This window comes from Marinoscillum pacificum, from assembly GCF_024714495.1.
In the GTDB taxonomy this organism is placed as follows: Bacteria; Bacteroidota; Bacteroidia; order Cytophagales; family Cyclobacteriaceae; genus Marinoscillum; species Marinoscillum pacificum.
Genome location: NZ_JAMZMJ010000005.1, coordinates 125,852 through 144,944, shown reverse-complemented (window position 1 = coordinate 144,944; position 19,093 = coordinate 125,852). Strand labels below are relative to the sequence as shown.

General features: G+C 37.9%; 14 protein-coding genes. 7 read left to right on the top strand and 7 right to left on the bottom strand.

Annotated features, from left to right (window positions below):
• Positions 1–6: 6 nt before the first annotated feature.
• Positions 7–372 carry a hypothetical protein gene (locus NXS00_RS13640; RefSeq protein ID WP_258099772.1) on the bottom strand — a complete coding sequence of 122 codons (366 nt, stop codon included), beginning with the start codon at positions 370–372 and terminating at the stop codon, positions 7–9.
• Between the two features lie 358 nt (positions 373–730).
• On the opposite strand from NXS00_RS13640, the gene NXS00_RS13635 reads away from it, so the two are divergent.
• Both NXS00_RS13635 and NXS00_RS13630 read left to right on the top strand, forming a co-directional pair.
• Positions 731–1,363 (top strand): hypothetical protein, encoded by a 633-nt coding sequence (locus NXS00_RS13635; protein WP_258099771.1) that lies wholly within the window; start codon positions 731–733, stop codon positions 1,361–1,363.
• A gap of 20 nt (positions 1,364–1,383) precedes the next feature.
• On the top strand, positions 1,384–3,270 hold the full coding sequence (locus tag NXS00_RS13630) for a tetratricopeptide repeat-containing sensor histidine kinase (RefSeq protein WP_258099770.1): 1,887 nt from the start codon (positions 1,384–1,386) through the stop codon (positions 3,268–3,270).
• A gap of 43 nt (positions 3,271–3,313) precedes the next feature.
• On the opposite strand, the gene NXS00_RS13625 is transcribed toward NXS00_RS13630, so the two are convergent.
• Complete coding sequence (locus NXS00_RS13625) at positions 3,314–5,089, bottom strand: ATP-binding protein (protein ID WP_258099769.1); 1,776 nt, start codon at positions 5,087–5,089, stop codon at positions 3,314–3,316.
• 740 nt (positions 5,090–5,829) lie between these two features.
• Here NXS00_RS13625 and NXS00_RS13620 point away from each other — a divergent pair.
• Positions 5,830–6,561 carry a LytR/AlgR family response regulator transcription factor gene (locus NXS00_RS13620; RefSeq protein ID WP_258099768.1) on the top strand — a complete coding sequence of 244 codons (732 nt, stop codon included), beginning with the start codon at positions 5,830–5,832 and terminating at the stop codon, positions 6,559–6,561.
• A gap of 282 nt (positions 6,562–6,843) precedes the next feature.
• Here the strand turns inward: NXS00_RS13620 and NXS00_RS13615 are convergent, their stop codons facing one another.
• Positions 6,844–8,700, bottom strand: a complete 1,857-nt coding sequence (locus NXS00_RS13615) for a M61 family metallopeptidase (protein ID WP_258099767.1) — start codon at positions 8,698–8,700, stop codon at positions 6,844–6,846.
• Positions 8,701–8,887: 187 nt separating this feature from the next.
• Between NXS00_RS13615 and metG the strand changes: the two genes are divergently transcribed.
• Together metG and NXS00_RS13605 are read left to right on the top strand one after the other, a co-directional pair.
• Positions 8,888–10,945, top strand: a complete 2,058-nt coding sequence (metG, locus tag NXS00_RS13610) for a methionine--tRNA ligase (protein ID WP_258099766.1) — start codon at positions 8,888–8,890, stop codon at positions 10,943–10,945.
• Positions 10,946–11,144: 199 nt separating this feature from the next.
• The gene (locus tag NXS00_RS13605) at positions 11,145–14,945 is read left to right on the top strand and encodes a two-component regulator propeller domain-containing protein (protein WP_258099765.1); all 3,801 of its coding nucleotides are present in this window, start codon (positions 11,145–11,147) and stop codon (positions 14,943–14,945) included.
• Here NXS00_RS13605 and NXS00_RS13600 read toward each other — a convergent pair.
• Complete coding sequence (locus NXS00_RS13600; protein ID WP_258099764.1) at positions 14,942–15,478, bottom strand: YfiT family bacillithiol transferase; 537 nt, start codon at positions 15,476–15,478, stop codon at positions 14,942–14,944. The genes NXS00_RS13605 and NXS00_RS13600 overlap by 4 nt on opposite strands.
• Positions 15,479–15,594: 116 nt before the next feature.
• On the opposite strand from NXS00_RS13600, the gene NXS00_RS13595 reads away from it, so the two are divergent.
• Complete coding sequence (locus NXS00_RS13595) at positions 15,595–16,971, top strand: TlpA family protein disulfide reductase (protein WP_258099763.1); 1,377 nt, start codon at positions 15,595–15,597, stop codon at positions 16,969–16,971.
• A gap of 3 nt (positions 16,972–16,974) precedes the next feature.
• Positions 16,975–17,826, top strand: a complete 852-nt coding sequence (locus tag NXS00_RS13590; RefSeq protein ID WP_258099762.1) for an endo alpha-1,4 polygalactosaminidase — start codon at positions 16,975–16,977, stop codon at positions 17,824–17,826.
• A gap of 11 nt (positions 17,827–17,837) precedes the next feature.
• Here NXS00_RS13590 and NXS00_RS13585 read toward each other — a convergent pair whose 3' ends face one another.
• The 3 genes from NXS00_RS13585 to NXS00_RS13575 all read right to left on the bottom strand — a co-directional run bounded on the left by NXS00_RS13585 (position 17,838) and on the right by NXS00_RS13575 (position 19,091).
• The gene (locus tag NXS00_RS13585) at positions 17,838–18,053 is read right to left on the bottom strand and encodes an RNA-binding S4 domain-containing protein (protein WP_258099761.1); all 216 of its coding nucleotides are present in this window, start codon (positions 18,051–18,053) and stop codon (positions 17,838–17,840) included.
• An 89-nt stretch (positions 18,054–18,142) separates the two neighbouring features.
• The gene (locus NXS00_RS13580) at positions 18,143–18,511 is read right to left on the bottom strand and encodes a hypothetical protein (RefSeq protein WP_258099760.1); all 369 of its coding nucleotides are present in this window, start codon (positions 18,509–18,511) and stop codon (positions 18,143–18,145) included.
• Between the two features lies 1 nt (position 18,512).
• Positions 18,513–19,091: an RNA polymerase sigma factor gene (locus tag NXS00_RS13575; protein WP_258099759.1), complete on the bottom strand. Its 579-nt coding sequence runs from the start codon at positions 19,089–19,091 to the stop codon at positions 18,513–18,515.
• Between the last annotated feature and the right edge of the window lie 2 nt (positions 19,092–19,093).

The following is a 19,093-nucleotide window of genomic DNA, read 5'->3' as shown; positions in this document are numbered from 1 at the left end:
ATTGGACTAGCCGAATATTCGAAGCACTATGGCCCTAGTGTTTTCAGCAATTGTCACAAAGTCTCTAGCAGAGCTGATATTGACGAAAACATCATCGTCTTTTCCTACTTGGATAAGTGGAGTGATGTTGAGTTCGTAAAAGGTGTTATTGATTTCTCGGCATTGATTGAGTAGCACTTCAGGATCTATTGAATGTACTTCTATGCCGTAATGAGTGAGATAGCTAATCAAATACTCAGCAGTAGCCAGTTTAGCTTTTTCATAAACCATGTAAGGAACCACATCCTCTTCAGGTCTGCATAGTTCATCTTGAGCAATACGAAGCAGTTCTTCGCCTTTATCAAAAGCCAGATTTAATTGTAGATTTTCCATGATTGTAGGATTTAGTAGAAAGGATGAATTTCTGATTATGAAATTATCTACTAAACCCTACCGTACTCATGAAGATGGTCACCAACATCGTTGATTTTTGTCAGAGAGTAAGTGAGAATTGAAACTTTAGTGAGGGTTTTTAGTGGATCTCGCGAATGGGAAAGTGATTGATTTATGTGTAAATAATTGATTTATAGTTGATTGTGTGATGTTTTAAGGTTGATCACGTAAATACTGCTATTCATCGCTCAAATTTTAATGTTAGTCTAAGAGGTTGGGGTGATGGCTGCCAATTGAGACTATTTTAAAGACCTTTGTTTTGGTTGCTACTTAAATCCACCCTGTTACTATATAAATTATGACCATCATCAAAACACATTGGAAAGTTCCCATAATCGTTCTAATCCTTTTTTCATGTTTATTGTCTTGTAAGGATAATGATTTTCCTATGGTTATTGAGGAGGTAGATCATGATATGGAATCAGCAACCGAACTGGTTGATTCTTATTTGTCTACTACTTATGGATCAAGCAATACGAATGGTAGAGCAGAAGATGCAATTGACAAAATAAAGAAGTCCATTACCGTCATAAAGTTTCATAAGGGTGAATTGGTTTACAATACGAATACGGATTCAATTAATGGATACCAGAAAATTGAAGAAACCACGATAACGGCATCTGTAATGCCTGGTGAAATGATTTTTTGGTTTTCTGGCGCAGGTATTAATTCACTTGACAGTATCGATTTTGATGATCAATCATTGGAGTTTTTGGATGATTTACCAAGTGAAATTAAAGATTATAAAATGTGGGTTGTGCAAGTGCCTGATGATTATGATTCTGATCATAATATGTTGAAGTACGATATTGTATATGAGTCAAAAGATTATGCGGGTGTGAAAGTTCGATTAGACCCAAAGATTCAGATAAAAAACGGGATAGTAGATGTAGAGGTTGAAGTTGATTTGAATGATGGTACAGGAAACTAATTGATCTATATTCTATTACAATGGCCAGCTATAAATTTTCCATATTCTTACTCATCTTTAGTTTCATTTCCATTGATATATCTGCTCAAAATCAATTAAAGGCGGATAGTATCAAACAAGTAATTGAACAAGGAATTTTGTCACCTAGTCAGGAACTCGAGGCCTATTACTGGCTATCTACCTTTGCGAGTGATGCTTATGAAAAACTTGAATATGGGGAGAAATTATTGGTTTTGGCAGAAAAAGCCAATAGCCTAGAATACCGCATTAAGGCCAATTGCAAAATTGGTATTGCTCACCGTTTTATGGGTAATCTGAGCAGAGCCCTTGAATATCTGTTTAAAAGCGCGGAGGAAGCAGAAGGTAAAGAGCAGTTTAGAGATTTACTAGCAGAAGATATTTATGGAGAAATATCGACTTGTTACACCCAAAATGGTGATTCTGAAAATGCACTTTACTATGGAGTGAAAACGGTAAATATCCTAAGAAAATCCAATCGACGACAATATTTCGCTTTAAGTCTTATAAATATCGGATATGATCATTACCTCATTGGTAATTACGACTCTGCAATGACTTATTATGATGAGTCAGAGACAATTTTGAGGAAGATCGATATGCAAATTGGAATTGCCTATGTCATTGGAAATAGGGCATTAATCTATTGGAAAAAAGGAGATAGAGACTTGGCTAAAAAGGGGTTGTTTGAGGCCATAGAAATGCTACAGCCAATAGGTGATGATTATGGTATGGCTGATTATTATAATCATCTTGGGAAAATCTTTCTAGAAGAGAAACAAGAGGATGAGGCATTTACCTATACCTTAAAGGGATTAGAACTCGCAAAAAATGCAGGATTAAAAGAGCAAGCAAGAGATGCATCACAGATATTGTATCGCCTGTCATTAAAGAAGAACAATCTAGAGGATGCTATTCAATATCAAACACAGTATTACGCCTATAAGGATAGTATTCAAAATCTCCAAACCACACAACGACTAGGGGATTTACGGACCGAATATGAAGTTGGGCTCAAGCAGAAGGAAGTAGACTATCTGGTGGAGCAACAGAAGAATACACGGATAGTTATTGTTACTGGAGCTCTATTGCTAGCCGCATTTGTTTTCCTTATAATTATCGTGTTCACATCTTTCCGATCAAAAAATAGGCTCAGTAAGCAGTTAGAAAAGCAGAACGACGACCTGGAACAATTGAATCATACGAAGGATAAATACTTTTCAATCATTTCCCACGATTTGAGAGAGCCTGTGCATACTTTGGGTGGATTAATTACTGTCTGTCAGATGTACCTGAAAGATGGTGACCCTAAAAAGATTACGGGTATAGTGGAACAAATGGGAGGCTCAGTGCAGCGCTTGATCATGCTTCTTGATAATCTACTAAACTGGGCAATGAATCAAAGAGGGCAATTTCCGTATGTTCCAGAGAAATTGGACTTAAATGAAATAGTGAACCGAATTGTCGATATGTACAAAGACAATGCAGTTGCAAAAGATGTCAAGTTGAAATACACGCATTCTGAAGAACAAATATTCCTTTTCGGTGATAAAAACACTATTTCTACTATTATTAGAAACCTGGTTCATAATGGTATTAAATATACTCATATGGGCGGTTCGGTCAATATTTCGGCCACTCAGTCGAATGGGTATTGTCAAATTGAGGTTTCAGATACAGGAGTGGGGATTTCCCAAGAGCGATTAAGCAATCTGTTCAACCCAGAAGAACTGAACACTTCTGTAGGTACTATTGGAGAAACAGGTTTGGGACTTGGCTTACAATTGGTGAATGACTTTACACACAAGAATAAGGGTAATCTGACTGTAACCAGTAAATTGAATGAGGGTACCAAATTTATTGTAGAACTTCCTTTAGCTGGTAAGTAGGTCAAGTAGGAATTTCCTGTCTTTTACAACAGTTGTTACAACTCTAAATATTGGTAGGTTGGTTTAAGAATTGATTCAGCACAAGGAACAATTCTTCTTGTACAATTGGCTTGGTGATATACTCAGAAAAACCCATTCTAAGTCCATTGGCTTTTTGCTCTGCTAGAGCATCTGCAGTAAGAGCTACAACTGGTAAGCTTCCAAGATTCATTTCATTACGAATATGTCCAAGCGCTTCCACTCCATCCATAATCGGCATGTGTAGATCCATAAATACCAAATCAGGTAACGAATTGGTTTCCATTCCATTTTTCAAATAATCTATTGCTTCTTTGCCGTTAGAAACAATTTTAAGAGGAACTTTAGTCTTTGCGAGCATTCCTTTAATAACCAGTTGATTCATAAGATCGTCTTCAACGATCAGAATTTGCTTATTGGTAGGAATAGATTTAATAATTTGATTGGTCTCTTTACTGTCTGCATAGTCGTTGTAGGCCTTATCGAAAGGTAAAAGAACAAAGAACGTAGACCCTTTTCCTGGTTGACTGATTAAAGTGATATTTCCTCCCAATAATTCGGCCATTTTCTTACTAATCGCTAAACCTAGACCACTTCCTCCAAAACGTCTGGTAGTTGTATTGTCCGCTTGTTCGAAAGAGTTGAATATTGCCGCTTGTCGATCGGGTGAAATGCCTATACCTTCATCCGATACAGCTATTAGTAATTTGTTTTCTTGATGGTTGACCTGAATAGAAATGGTTCCTGAATGACTAAATTTAATAGCATTGGCTACCAGATTTGTTAAAATTTGATTGAGCTTAATCCTGTCTGATAAGATGAATTCTGGAAGTTTAGGGTCAATTGAAAATTCTAAATTAAGACCTTTATTTTGTGCTTGTTGAAAATGAAGATGGTACACATTTTCAATTAAGCGTCTCAACCTAAAAGGTTGCTTGAAAAGTTCCAGTTTTCCAGCCTCTATCTTTGACAGATCCAATACATTGTTGATGAGCTCTGTTAGATGCTCTCCAGCGTTTCTAATATATCCGATTAGAGTATTTGACTCTTCAGGAAAGTGATGTTCTTCACTTTGTTCTTCCAGCGCTCTACTAAAACCTATGATTGAATTGAGAGGGGTTCTAATTTCATGACTCATGTTCGCCAGAAAATCCGTTTTCGCTTTACTCGCTTTTTCAGCAATTTGTTGTCGCTTGATGAGTTCTACTTTATTCTCTTCAATAATATCATTAGTGAGCTCAAATTTCAGAAAAACAGACCTGGTGACAGCATGTAAGCCTCCAATAACTATATTCATCAGATTGGTGACGAAAAAGCTTTCGTATACCGACTGCATGTTTTCAATGGAAAAGCCTAAGTAGAATACGAATATGCTAAAGACACCAATGAATATTAACGGATATAAAATCAACCCCTTGATGGGATCGGCTAACAACGCATAAAATGTTACAGCAAGTAAGAGCGAAATAGTCCAATAGGTATTCAGATCATTGAGGAACAGCAGAATACAAAAAAACAAAGGAAGCGTAGCGAGCCATACAAACTCCATGTACCAGGCTTCTTTTTTGGTTAGTTTTCTATCTCTTGGTAAAATTAAAAGACTTCCAAAAAGAATTATGACGATGATTCTAAGCCAAATATTCTCTTCATAATCAGTGAAAAACTTCAGAAAAATATAAAAGAACAGGTTGCAAATTGCTCCAATAATTGCAAAAAATGGAAGTGCCATTTGATGAATCTTGTAATAAGGAGTGTCATATGCCTCGATAATCTGACTTAAGCTGGCTAACAGTTTTTTCATAAGTAGTAACTGATACTCGAATATATATATGGCTCATAGTCAAACCTAAAAATAAGCCAATATAATCTGATATAGATTAAACTATATGCTGCATGGTGCTATCGACTCAAAGGTGAGTCGGTATCAGCTTCAATAATTAACCTTTACAGCGGGTAGATGTTGTGAACAGTATAGAGATAGTTTGAATGGATTAAGAACGACAAACTTGATTTTTTACGTTGGTGCAATTCCTCCAAGTCTCTGGGAGTGATGTTGATGATTAGTTGGTAAGGACAATTATCACTGATTGTGAAAATGTGAAGCTCTGGGATATTAATCGACAGTCTATAAAATCAATTCTCATTTTTACAATGAGCTAAAGAAACTCCTTCTAAATGGGGGAATTAACTTAGTAAATGATAGATTTGAGATAGTCATGCGAGATTAACTACTTTGATTAAGAGTGTGGAACCTGCGAAGTAAGAAGGAGATTAGTTAGTTGATCATAACGGTATTATAGTTTAGTTGCTGTTGTCGGCATGATGCCTTACAAACTTCTCAAGTTTTCGATTAGTGGAATGATTATTGTTTATCCTCCATTACCAGCAATTTTTTGAAGTAGTGATCGTTGAAAAGTAATTAACACGCTTGTTTAAATCATCAGCTGTGTCGATATGGGGCGTTTCGGTTTTTACTATCAACTGATATATTAAGTGTGACCTACTAGCTTACATAATTGAAGACATTAGACCGTATAGCACATGATAAATGCAGTCATTATAGATGATGAGTTATCAGCAAGGGAAAACTTAAGGCTATTAATAGCCCAGAATAGTACAGACGTGCATGTGATAGGAGAGGCACGCAATGTTCCTGAAGCCGAAGAGGTGATTTTGAAGTTGAGACCTGATCTGGTTTTTTTAGATGTAGACATGCCTCAATATTCTGGATTCGACCTTATTCAAAGAAATCAAATTCCCCTTCCTAAGATTATTTTCACAACTGGTCATGAGAAGTATGCTCTCCAGGCTTTAAAGGCATCTGCCATTGATTATCTGGTCAAACCGGTCGACAAACTAGATTTACTCAACGCAATACGTAAAGTAAGAGATAGTCAGAATATGGTCAGTGTTGCCAGTTTGAAAGACCTTTTGAATAAAAATCAAAGTGAAAGAATTCCGATCTCATCAGCAGAAGAAATACATATGATAGAGCCTTCTACAATAGGTTTTGTAGAAGCAGATAGGAATTATTCTATTTTTCACTTGGACGAAGGGCGGAAGATTATTGCGACCAAACCATTGGCGGATTTCGAACGTACGCTTGATGGTTATCGTTTTTGTAGAGTTCATAAATCCTTTCTTGTTAACCTCGATCAGGTTGAAGTATATAAGAAGGGTAGAGGTGGTCAATTGATATTAAAATCAGGTCAAATTGTGGATGTTGCTCGTAATAAGAAAGATCAATTGTTGAAAGAGCTTGGTCAGTTATAGTCTACTTGAGTAGTTAATTGGCTGTTAGTCCTGATATATGACCACTTGGGACGATAAATAACCAATTGCTATCATTTGATAGTTAGACGACCTAATTTCGAATCAAGCGTTTGGTAAATCATAATGATTGACTAGCCAGAATGACTAACTAATAACTGACCCAGCCATGGTCGTTTAGCTAAAACTGTTTTGTATTAAGAAGCCTAACTACTTCTAACCAGTACAAAAAATAAAAGCCACCTGTGTTTCAGGTGGCTTTTTTAACTTTATCTCTACAATACCTTACTTTCCTGCTACTATCCAGGATTGCAATACGCGGTATTGATCTTCTGTAGGGTCTTTGTCCAGTTCAAGGAAGTGTTTTACAGTGGTATCGACTTCTAGAGCTTTGGCTTTTAAAGTCTTTTCTTTGATTTTACCTTTTTTAGTTTCTCTCTTCACCACAATCTTCACCTTGTCACCAACCTTCACTTCTTCCTGGTAAGCCTCAATTACTTCTTGAGCGGTACCCAGATTGAATTCCATTCCGTTGATTTCTGTAATGACATCACCTGTTTGGTAACCAAGAGCAGTGGCAAATGCACTTTCTGGATCCACTTCTTCAACCATAATTTCTCTATCTTCATTTAAGGTAATGCCTATTCCGCTTCTGAAGCTAGACGTTTGTTTTATGGTCTTTTCTTCTGTGTAGTTAATTCCTGCCCAACCCAATACTTCAGCGATTGGTAGCGGCTCATTTCCTGCTACATAAGTATCTAAAAATGCTCTTACTTCAGGATAAGTCAATTCTTCGATAACATCGAAAAGCTCGTCATCCTGAAAGGATATTTCTTTGCCATATTTCTTCGCTAATTCTCTCATTAACCACTGAAGATCCTTTTCTCCATTAGAGTATTTAATTAGATAAAGATCAACGCACATACCAATCAATGCTCCTTTATAATACACATTGGAATACATCCGCTCAAAATCTGGCTCCAGGATGCGTTCACTCATTTCAGTGAATGAAACAGAAGGGAATCTCTCTGCTACTCTAAGTTTATCCTGAATCTCAGACATGAATTTGTCGGGACCATACAAGTTGTATTTTACCTGTACATGCATGGAGCTGTATTCAGTTACTCCCTCATAAAGCCATAGGTGTTTTGACATCTCAGGCTCTATGTAGTTAAATTTGCCAATTTCCTCAGAATGTATGTTTAACGGTGTAACAATGTGGAAGAATTCATGTGCTGCTACATCTCTTACAGTTTGACCAATTCTATCTGCTCCAGCCTCAGGAAGAGAATACACAGAGGAGTAAGAATGCTCTAATGCTCCCATTGATCCAGAAAGAGTTGATTCATCATTGAGGTAGATCAGGTAGGCATATCGATCAACAGGTAGCTCACCACCTAAATAGTTGCTCTGTGCAACCATCAAGTCATAGATGTTATCCATTACATCCTTAGCAGAAAGCATTTTGTTCGGAGATACCACTGACACAATAATCTCAGCGTTTGCAATTTTTCTTGTCACCGTATCAGGCACAGAGTACATGATTGGACCGTCTGCTAAATAATTGAAGTCATCCGCATAAAATACGTCTTCTGTCGAGCTGATTGCTTCTTTTTTAAGCGCAGTAGCGCCATACGTATTTTCGCTGTGTTTAATTGCCACTTCATATGGCACGAACTTCTGTCCATCGATATATCCAATGAAACCAAAAGTGTTTAATACGAATGCGTTTTCTTCTTTATTAATATTGGTTCCGCCTGGTTCGAAGATAATGTTGTCACCATACCCTTCAAACTCATCCCAGGTATCATCTACCAGGTATGAAATTTTCGCAAGCTTACCGGAATTAGCTATTTTCCACTTATTAGTAGAGATGTTTTCCGTGCTCAGTTCATTGCCAGCACTATCGTATGCTTTGAACTCAGAAACAAATCGACCAAAATCTGAAATACTGTAAGTCCCTGGTACTACTTTAGCCATGTGGTACTCTACAAATTCACTATCTGACTGGGGTATATACACCTCTACAGGTACCTTGTCATCAGCTGTAGCAGCTAGATCAATGTTTACCTGATATTTTTCCTGAGAAAAAGATGTATTCATCAGCACGAGCCCGAGCGCTCCTATTAGCAACTTCTTCATAAATCATTGTTCGGTTTAAATTCGGGCAAAGAAAATGAATTTAGACTCACCCTCGTCTATAAATTATGCAAAAGGCACTGGTTAACTCTTAGTGGTAAGGCTTTAATTTCTATACTGGAATACGTCCATATCAGTTGACAGGCCGACTCTTTTATTTCTATATTTGCCCTCAATTTCAACGAGAGATATGTCTAATAAAAATTACAATAGATTCACATTAACAGCTGCACTTCCTTATGCCAATGGTCCTGTTCACATAGGTCACCTGGCTGGAGTGTATGTGCCCGCAGATATATATGCGAGATTTCTGAGACAGCAGGGGAAAGATGTTGCTTTTATATGTGGTTCTGACGAACATGGAGTAGCAATAGAGTTAAGAGCAAGAAAAGAAGGGGTTACTCCTCAGCAGGTTGTAGACAAATATCATAATCAAATAAAAAACTCATTTGAGCAGTTTGGAATCAGCTTTGATATTTACTCAAGGACCAGTTCTGAAACCCACCATAAGACTGCCTCAGATTATTTTAAGAAGTTGTATGAGAATGGAAAGTTTGAAGAGCATTCTTCAGAACAATTCTATGATCAAAAGGAAAAGCAATTTTTAGCAGATCGATATATCAAAGGGACTTGTCCAACTTGTAGTTTTCCAGAAGCCTATGGCGATCAGTGTGAGAGCTGCGGGTCCACTTTGAGCCCAGCGGAATTGATCAACCCTAAATCAATGCTTAGCGGAGAATCACCAATAATGAAAGAAACCAAACATTGGTATTTTCCTTTGAACGAATATGAAGATTGGTTGCGTCAATGGATTCTTGAAGATCACAAAGAATGGAAATCGAATGTGGCTGGCCAGTGTAAGAGCTGGTTGGACAATGGGTTAAGACCAAGACCAATGACTCGTGACTTGGATTGGGGTATTCCAGTGCCTGTGGAAGGCGCTGAAGGTAAAGTGCTTTATGTATGGTTTGATGCTCCAATTGGTTATATCTCTGCCACAAAAGACTGGGCTGCGGATAAGGGCAAGAATTGGGAAGATTATTGGAAAAAAGAGGATACTCGTCTAGTTCATTTTATAGGTAAGGACAATATCGTATTTCACTGTGTGATATTCCCTGCATTGCTTAAAGCTGATGGAGATTACATTTTGCCTGATAATGTGCCGGCAAATGAATTTTTGAACCTGGAATCCAATAAGATATCAACTTCAAGAAATTGGGCGGTTTGGCTACACGAATATCTAGAAGAGTTTCCTGAAAAACAGGATGTTTTGAGATATGTGTTGACAGCAAATGCACCAGAAACAAAAGATAATGATTTTACCTGGAAAGACTTCCAGTCAAGAAACAACAGCGAATTAGTTGCCATTTTCGGAAACTTTGTCAACCGAGCAGTGGTGCTTACTCACAAATACTTTGATGGAAAAATCCCAGTAAGAGGTGCATTAGATGGCAGAGATCAAGAGGTAATTGATGAAATAAAAACATTCAGAGACAAGGTTGAGTCTTCATTAGAACAATTTAGATTCAGAGAAGCACTTAATCACCTGATGGATCTTGCCAGAGTAGGTAACAAATACCTCGCTGACACTGAACCATGGAAGTTGATTAAAACAGACGAAACAAGAGTTGCTACCATCATGAATCTAGCATTGCAGATTGCTGGTAGTCTTACCATATTGTCTGAACCTTTCTTGCCGTTTACATCTGAGAAGCTAAGAGGTATGTTGAATCAGGAAAATACCAAGTGGAGCGATGCAGGTTCAATTGATTTGTTGAACGAAGGGCAGAAAATAGATGAGCCAGTATTATTGTTTGAAAAGATAGAGGATAAAGTAGTGGAAGAACAAGTACAAAAATTGATGGATACGAAGAAAGCAAATGAAGCTGAGGCTTCAGCGTCAAAAGTAACACCTGCAAAAGAGGAGATGACTTTTGATGATTTCATGAAAATGGACCTAAGAGTAGGAGAGATTAAAACTGCGGAGAAAGTAGAGAAGTCAAACAAACTACTCAAGTTTACTGTAGATACAGGATTGGATCAAAGAACGATAGTTAGTGGAATTGCCAAGCACTTTACTCCAGAGGAAATGATTGGAAAGAAAGTAACTGTTTTGGCCAATCTTGCACCTAGAAAAATAATGGGAATTGAATCGCAAGGAATGTTACTTTTTGCAGAAAACGCCGATGGGTCATTGAAAGCTGTTACTCCAAATAGTGAGGCAGATAATGGGGCAACAATCAGTTGATGGTTTGTGTTAAATTGAAAGAATAATAAATGGAGGCGCTCAGTTGAGCGCCTTTTTTTGTTTATTTCAACAAAGTAGGTTTTGGTTTCATTCCCTTTAACTGCTGATTCATCATCACTTTGAATAGGTCTGTCATAATCATTATATTATTAGTAAGATATTATAGTAAATTGAACCCGACCATTTAAACCAAAAAACAATGATATTCAGACTTTTCGCATTTTTTACGTTGATGTGGGCGAGTTTGTATGCCACTGGACAGGAAAGTTGGAAATTCACACATCTAACCCCAGATGAGGGTTTGTCTACAGGAACCGTTAATTGCACTCTTAAGGATTCTAAAGGGTTTGTTTGGATTGGTACAGTTGATGGTCTTAATAGATATGATGGATATAAACTTACGGTTTATAAAGCGGATGCAGCTGATCCAAATAGCATAAGTGGAAATGTTATAACTGCTCTGGCCGAAGATAAAGATGGAAGAATTTGGATCGGGACAAGAACAAGTGGATTAAGCATTTTTGATTGGGAAACAGAGCGTTTTACCAGAGTAAATGAATCCAATTTCGAAGGTCCAATTCCCCACGTTCAGGCCCGCAAAATAGTTGTTACTCCAGATAATAATTTACTCATCGCAACCCAGGGAGGTGGTATGGCTATTTTTGATTCTGAGAAACAGCAATTTGAAATACTGACTAATGATCCAGAAAAGGAGAGTAGTATCCCATCAAATACAGTGTTTGATATTGTGGAGGAGTCGCCAGGTATTTATTGGATTGGACTGCATATACAGGGGATTGTTAAGTTCTATTATAAAGAAAGACGATTCGAACTTATTCCTTACAAGAGTTCTCATAGAGTAACTGAGATCAACCGAAAGCCTCTGTTAAAAGACTCGAAGGGAAATTTGTGGATAGGAACTGATGGGAAAGGGGCTATTAAATATCAGATAAGCCAGAACAAATTTGAATATTTCACAACAGATAATGGTTTGTCGATGAATATTGTGACCTGTTTCTATGAAGATGAAACGGGTGAAATTTTTATCGGAACAGATGGAAACGGAATTGATATATACCACCCTAATACCAAACACTTTTCCAGATTAACTTCAAATGTCATTGATGACGAAAGCCTAACGAGTAATGCTGTTTATGAGATTAAACAAGATGATTCGGGTGTAGTATGGATTAGTACCTTCCGAGGGGGTGTGAATATCTACAGTAAGTTTAGAAAGAAGTTTAAATTATTTGAGGAAGAACCAGGAGTACAGAATACTATCAGTTTCAATTCGGTTATTGCCATAGACGAAACCAAAGACGGGTATGTTTGGATTGGAACAGACGGTGGTGGATTGGATAGGCTGGATCCTAAAACCAATCGATTTGTACATTATCAACATTCAGAAAACAATCCATATTCTATTAGCAGTAATGTAGCAATTTCTCTTGAAGAAGACCGTGAAGGATATTTATGGGTTGGAACATACTCAGGTGGAGTTAGTAAGTTGGATAGACAAACGGGCAGGTTTAAAAGCTATTTGCCAGAAGCAGACAATCCATATTCAGTGAATAGCAAAAATGTTTGGGCCATTCTGGAAGACAGTGAAGGAGTAATTTGGTTGGGGGAGTTAGGTGGTGGATTGGCCAGGTATAATCCAGCTATTGATGGTTTTACCCACTATATGCAAGGAGGCGAAGAGGGCACTTTAAGCAGTAACCTTATTATCACGCTATTTGAGGATAGCAAAAGGAATTTTTGGGTTGGAACAGAAGATGGTGGATTGAATCTTCTGGATAGGAGTACAGGCAAATTTACCGTTTTTCGAAATGTAGCAGGAGATTCAACTACGATTCCAAATAACAATATTAGAGCACTTCATGAGGATTCTTACGGTAATTTGTGGATTGGAACAGCTGATGGAATGAGTATAATGGAGTTAAATACTCAAGTTATTCGTCAGTCTAATGTTACAAAATTATTGGCGAATCCAGTAATCAATGGAATTCAGGAGGATGGAAAGGGAAATCTCTGGATAAGTACCAACAAAGGTTTAAGTAAATATAATCCAGCAACAGAGGATATTATCAATTTTACGGTAGCCGATGGACTTCAGGGGACAGAATTTAATTACACTTCGTCAGTAACTACAAGTACTGGTGAGATGTATTTTGGAGGTATAAAAGGGCTCAATTATTTCCATCCCGATGAGGTGATATTAAGCAGTTATCATCCGAAAATCGAGATTACGGATATCCGTTTATTTGACAAGTCAATTAAAGAATACACAAATAAGGATGGATCTAAGTGGATTACTAAATCCCTGGTGGATTTGCAGGAATTGACATTGGATCATGATCAGAATGTTTTGTCAATAGAATTTGCAGCTTTAGACTTTACTTCTCCACTGTCAAATAAATATAGATACAAGCTAGAAGGGTTTAATGAAGGCTGGGTGTATACCTCTGCAGAAGATCGTCAGGCTAGATATACTAATCTGGATCCAGATACCTATTTACTTCATATTCAAGGAACGAATAGTGATGGTGTTTGGTCTAGTCAGGAAAAAATTCTGACGCTAACAGTCCGTCCGCCATGGTGGGCTACCTGGTGGTTCAGAACGATTCTATTTATCGTGGTAATGGGATCTATTGTAGTAGTGACCATTTGGAGACAAAAGCAAATTAAGCATCAGAAGTGGGAGCTTCAGAAAAAGGTAGACGAGGCAACGTCCCAGGTGATGGAGAGAAACAGAAGTCTTCAAGCTCAGCAGGAGAGTCTCAAGGGTGCAATTGAGGATACCAATTATGTCATTAGAGAAGCCGTAGAGTCTGGGAACTTTAGTGCCAGAATTGATTTGGAATCAAAAGAAGGTGAATGGCGAGACTTGGGAGAATCAATTAACAAATTGTTTGACTCCATTCTCACACCATTTACAGCGATCAACAAGGTCATTAATTCCATGGCTGAAAGTGATCTTAGTATTCGGTATGCAGGTGAAACAAAAGGTGATGTGAAAAAGATTACCGATAATCTCAACGTCGCACTTGAAAATTTGTCAGGATTACTGGATGATATTATTGACCAGACAGATTCCATCAAATCATCCTCTGATGAAATGCAAGTTACCAGTGAGGAAATGAATGTCAGCACCAAAGAGATTGCTGCATCAATTGCTGAGATGAGCAGAGGTGCCCAGAGTCAGGTGCAAAGAATCGACGAGGCTTCTAGCTTATTAGAAGGTATCTTAAGGTTCTCCACAGAGGTAGGAGACCAGGCAGAGTCTATTAATGCAGCAGCAGAGAGAGGCGTTGATCAAAGCACAGTTGGTAAGGACCTGATTGATAAGGTGGATGATACTATGAAGCGAATAATGTCGATTAGCGGTGATACGACTAAAGCTATCAATATTCTTTCCAATAGATCTGAAGAAATATCCAGAGTGTTGAATATTATAAAGGAAATCGCTGGTCAAACGAACTTGTTAGCATTGAATGCAGCAATCGAGGCTGCAAAGGCTGGTGAGTCCGGAAGAGGGTTCTCAGTTGTTGCAGAGCAAATAAGAAAGCTAGCTGAGGATTCAGGGAGCTCCACTAAAGAAATCGAAGAGATGATAAGTGAGGTTCAGTATGCGATATCTACAACAGCAGCATTAATTGGTGAAATGAGCACCAACGTAGAAGGTGGTGTGGAAGCCTCGCAGCACGCATCTGTATCTTTTGAAGAACTCGCAGCTAGCTATTCGCAAACATTAAGACTTTCTGAGCGTATAGTAGGGGCAACCAGGCAACAGACTGCAGATGTTGGTAAAGTTGTAGAGTTGATGGAAAGCGTAGTGGTCATATCCGAACAGACCGCATCTGGTACAGAAGAAATAGCAAGTTCTTCTTCAGAATTGAGCACAGGAATGTCAGAGTATACCAACAAGACCAGAGAAGTATCCGATATTGTTGAAAACCTAAAGGAAAAGGTAAATCAGTTTACGCTTAAGAAAGATTAAAAACTGCCTTTGTATTGAATAGCTTGCTCAATGTGAGCTTTGTGGTGATTGCAGTGCCAGGCATAGTTGGCAATAGTTTCTACTAAGGTAAATGTCTCTCCATGTTCAGGGTGAACAAAGGTTCTCGCTAGTTGATCAGGAGTTAGTGATTTCAAGAGCTTTACCCATCGGTAATGGAGCCCTTTCAATAGACTCAGCGAATAGGAGATATCATCGTCTTGACTGTCTTCCAACTTTGCCCATAGATCCTCGTGATAGGGGCGTATAGTTGGTTGTTCTTCTGTAAGTGCCAGCTTAAAGCGGATCAAGCTATTCATATGGCTATCTCCGCAGTGATGAATTACTTGCTTAATAGACCATCCATCTGGTCTATAGACCCAGTTTAATGCTTCAATATCAAGTCCTGAGCATAAGCTTTCTAGTTCATTAGGGAATGTTTCAATTACACGAATCCATTCCAAGATATCGGTTTCGCTGAATTCTGATGGTTTATTGAATGGTCCAATGGGAAATTTCAATAGTTCAAGATTCATTTTGTTGCTGATAATGTAAGTGGCTAATAACGTTCAATTTGATAATAATATGGCTATTAACTGGTTAATTGTCTAATTAAATTTTAGTTTAGGTAATTAACTGTAAAACCACACTCATGAAAAACTTAGCCATTTTGATTGTTTCCATATTTTTTATCATTTCTTGTGCTGATAAAGTAGAAGAGCAAAAGATGGTTTCCATTTCTGGAACAATCACAAATCCGAAAGGAGAGACCATAACATTTACACATGGAGAACTTCAGGTAGTAGATACACTCAATGAACTTGGTGCTTTTACCTCTAAAATTGATTTGACTAAGGCAGGAAGAATCAGATTCAAACATGGAGATGAAATCGGGTATTTATATGCTCATCCAGGTGATGAGATCTCTTTTACTTTAGATACTGATTTATTTGATGAAACGCTGGTTTTCCAAGGTGATGCTGCTGATGTTAATAATTATCTAGCTTCCATGACTTTGTTGAATGATAGCTTGTTGTCCTTTCAAGATCTGATGATTCTGGAAGAAGATGATTTTATCAGAACTCAGGATTCTATCAATAATTTGAAAATAAGCTATTTGAAAGATTTATTGGATAAGGAATTCGTAGAAGAAACAAAGGAAAATTTGTACTGGGATACTTATACTGACCGGTTGGATTATGAAGGGTCACACGAATATTATCTTCAGATTCCAATGGAGGATTTCAATGTCAGTGAAGGGTTTTACTCGTTTATCACAGAGCTGAATATTGGTGATTCATCGAAACTTGAAAATAAATCCTTCAAGCGGTATGTAAGAGGGTTGGTTAGGTATGTCTCCTCGGAAATTAGACAAAGTGATAATTCAATTTCATATTACGAAGGTTATTCGCAAGCTGTTGACTCAGTTGTTTCGCTGAAACCTTTAAAAATTGAGCTTATCCAGGAAGTTATAATTCAATCATATGCCTATTTGTCGGAAGATTTTAGATCAGAACTTATCGAAAAATGGAAATCCTGGAATCCTGATACTGAAAAGTTGTCTGAGATAAGCGAATTGGTAGCATCTTGGAATAAGCTGGCTAAAGGTAAGCCAGCACCAGATTTTGCTTATGAGAGTATAGATGGAGATACGCTATCAATTGAGGATTTTAGAGGTAGTGTAGTGTACATTGACGTTTGGGCTACGTGGTGTGGGCCTTGTATTGGTGAGCATCCTGCCATGGAGAAGTTACAAGAACGTTTTAAAGATCAAAATGTGACTTTTTTAGCTGTGAGTATTGATAGTACAAAGGAACCATGGGAGAAAATGGTTGTAGCTAAAAAGCTTGGAGGAGTACACGTTTTTGCTCCTGGTGCTTGGGACGCACAAATAATGAAAGACTATTTGATAAAAGGTATTCCACGATTTGTATTAATAGATCAGGAGGGTTATATAGTGGATGCTACAGCACAAAGACCTTCGGGAAACATCGCAAAGGATATAGAAGCACTACTGAATCCAGTTTAATCAATGTTGAAAAACCTATATACATTGTTTTTATTATCCATTGCAATGATCTCTTGTGGGGGAGATGAACCGTCAGAACCAGATTTAGAAATAGCACCGATAGGAGGAGTTGGTGCTGTATGTGTATTTAATCACGCCTATCAGGAAAACTATGATCCTGATCCAATTTCCTTGATACTTTCAGAAGCTAAATCAGGTTATGTGCTGATCGATCCTTACGAGAATGTGAGTGAAGAGGATATTGCTCGCATACAGGCACAGGGCAACGAAGTTGGAGCCTATATTAGTATTGGTGCAGGAGAAAATTGGCGTGATGATTTTAATGAACTGAAACCATTTCTTGTAACTAAGCAATGGGGTGATTGGGAAGGTGAATACTTTGTCAATGAAACTACTACTGGGATTGTAGATGTGCTAAAAAAGCGAGTTGATTGGTTAGCTGAAATTGGGTGTGATTGGGTAGAGTTTGACAATATGGATTGGGTGTTTGATGATGATTATCGAAGTGCCTATGGTTTCAATGTCACCGTAGAGGAGGGGATCGCTTATAGTAATACACTATGCGACTATGTGCACAGCAAAGGGATGAAATGTATGGCCAAGAATATGACCGAAGGTGTTAGTCAGTTTGAAGGTGTCCTTTATGAATCGTATTCGGATGATAAAAACTGGTGGGACACCACAGGAGCAAAAGAGTTTTTGTCTGAAGGTAAGTTGGTTATTATCAACCACTACGGAGAATCTCAATGCAACAAAGTATATGCTGATTATTTAGAATTTTATGGAGATGGAGTGTCCTACATCTGTGAGGATGAGAATACCAAATCTTACAAACATTACAACTGCGTTGAATAACTAATTGTATGTCAGGATGTAATTTCAGCAGACTGATCTTCCCATTGTATCTTATCTCCAGTATGCAATTTTCTTCTAACACGCATTTCAATACTACCGTTGACCGTTACATGCTCGCCTAAAATCACCTGTTTAGCTTCTCCTCCTGAATTGACCCAGTTAAGGACTTTCATTAAGTCATTTAATTGAATGTACTCTTCGTTTTCTTTTAGTTTAAATTTTTCCATGGGGTTTTTGATTGCAGGAATGATATTAATAAAAATGGATTAATCGGATGTAAAAATTACGATAGGCCTCAAAAATAATAAAGGATGGTCTAATGACCATCCTTCAGTTTTTCCTCTTCTATTGTGGAAGTGTTTTCTTCCGATGACTCTTGTGGGGTACACCATTTGCTTGCAAAGTGTTGTTTCCATTTCTCACGCTTGTCCTGGGGCATATTTTGCCATTTTTTCTGCCAATGCTTTTTCCAAGGTGGTCCATCTGGCCCATAATGGTTTTTCTTAAATCCTCCGAAAAGGATTTTAGAAAGCAGCAGTATTCCAGCGGCTTGCCAGATATCTATTTCAGTTAGATCGAATAGTTCTGGCATCAACCAGTTCCAAAGGGTCATTACTACAGCACTCACCAGTGAGAAGAAGATGAGTACCATCAAAATGATTTTTAAAAACTTAAACCTTCTCATATTATTCATTAATTAATTCATCGTATAATTCTGTCAATCCTTCACGTAGCATCAGTATTGCATATCGTTTTCTAGATATCAGCGTGTTGACAGTTTCGCCTGTCACGGCGGCCATTTCTTTAAAGCTTTTTTGTTCGAACTCATGCTGAACAAATACTTCACGTTGTTTCGGAGGCATTAAAGCGAGTAGCTCTTCGAGTTTTTGCCAAATGACATCTTTCAACAACTCTCTATCTGGAAGATCACTTGTGTCTGGGAGAATGTCTTCAAGCATAAGAGGCTCTTCGTCACCAGAAGCTGAGAATGCTAATTCAGAAAATGAATCAGGTTTCATCTTTCGGTGATTATCAGTTGCCTTATTTCGTGCAACTCGGAATAACCAGGAGGTTATCTGATCAATGGATTTGATTTGATCATAGCCTACTACGAACTGGTAGAATACGTCTTGCAAAATGTCTTGAGCTTCTTCATCACGTTTGACAAACCGTCTAATGAAGGAAAGTAGTTTGCCACTATTTTCCTTGACGGTCCGTTCTATATGCTCGTCCTTTTGCTTCACGCTGATACTATAGGCTTCCATGA